The organism is Pseudomonas sp. NBRC 111133, assembly GCF_001320605.1.
Lineage (GTDB): Bacteria > Pseudomonadota > Gammaproteobacteria > Pseudomonadales > Pseudomonadaceae > Aquipseudomonas > Aquipseudomonas monteilii.
In genome coordinates, this window is record NZ_BCBJ01000164.1 from 1 (window position 1) to 1,035 (window position 1,035).

The window sequence follows — 1,035 nt, forward strand, 5'->3', positions numbered from 1 at the left end:
TTTGCATCGGTTTGGTAAGTCGGGATGACCCCCTAGCCGAAACAGTGCTCTACCCCCTACAGTGATACATGAGGCGCTACCTAAATAGCTTTCGAGGAGAACCAGCTATCTCCGAGCTTGATTAGCCTTTCACTCCGATCCACAGGTCATCCGCTAACTTTTCAACGGTAGTCGGTTCGGTCCTCCAGTCAGTGTTACCTAACCTTCAACCTGCCCATGGATAGATCGCCCGGTTTCGGGTCTATACCCAGCGACTAAACGCCCTATTAAGACTCGCTTTCGCTACGCCTCCCCTATTCGGTTAAGCTCGCCACTGAATATAAGTCGCTGACCCATTATACAAAAGGTACGCAGTCACCTAACAAAGTAGGCTCCCACTGCTTGTACGCATACGGTTTCAGGTTCTATTTCACTCCCCTCTCCGGGGTTCTTTTCGCCTTTCCCTCACGGTACTGGTTCACTATCGGTCAGTCAGTAGTATTTAGCCTTGGAGGATGGTCCCCCCATATTCAGACAAAGTTTCTCGTGCTCCGTCCTACTCGATTTCATTGATAAGAGATTTTCGTGTACGGGGCTATCACCCACTATGGCCGCACTTTCCAGAGCGTTCCACTAATCTCAAATCAACTTAAGGGCTGGTCCCCGTTCGCTCGCCACTACTAAGGGAATCTCGGTTGATTTCTTTTCCTCAGGGTACTTAGATGTTTCAGTTCCCCTGGTTCGCCTCTTGCACCTATGTATTCAGTACAAGATACTCAGCTTATGCTGAGTGGGTTCCCCCATTCAGAGATCTCTGGATCACAGTCTGTTTGCCGACTCCCCAAAGCTTATCGCAGGCTACCACGTCTTTCATCGCCTCTGACTGCCAAGGCATCCACCGTATGCGCTTCTTCACTTGACCATATAACCCCAAGCAATCTGGTTATACTGTGAAGACGACATTCGCCGAAAATTCGCATTTCGCTCATTGCTGAGCAGAACTCACAAATTTTACCTTAGCCTGATTTCCAGCAGTGAAACTGGTCATCAGTCTAT

Annotated in this window: 1 rRNA gene; it reads right to left on the reverse strand. The window is 49.1% G+C overall.

The annotated features are described in order from the left end of the window. Positions 1-901 (reverse strand): 23S ribosomal RNA (locus APH36_RS29500); the annotation flags it as partial. Positions 902-1,035: the final 134 nt, after the last annotated feature.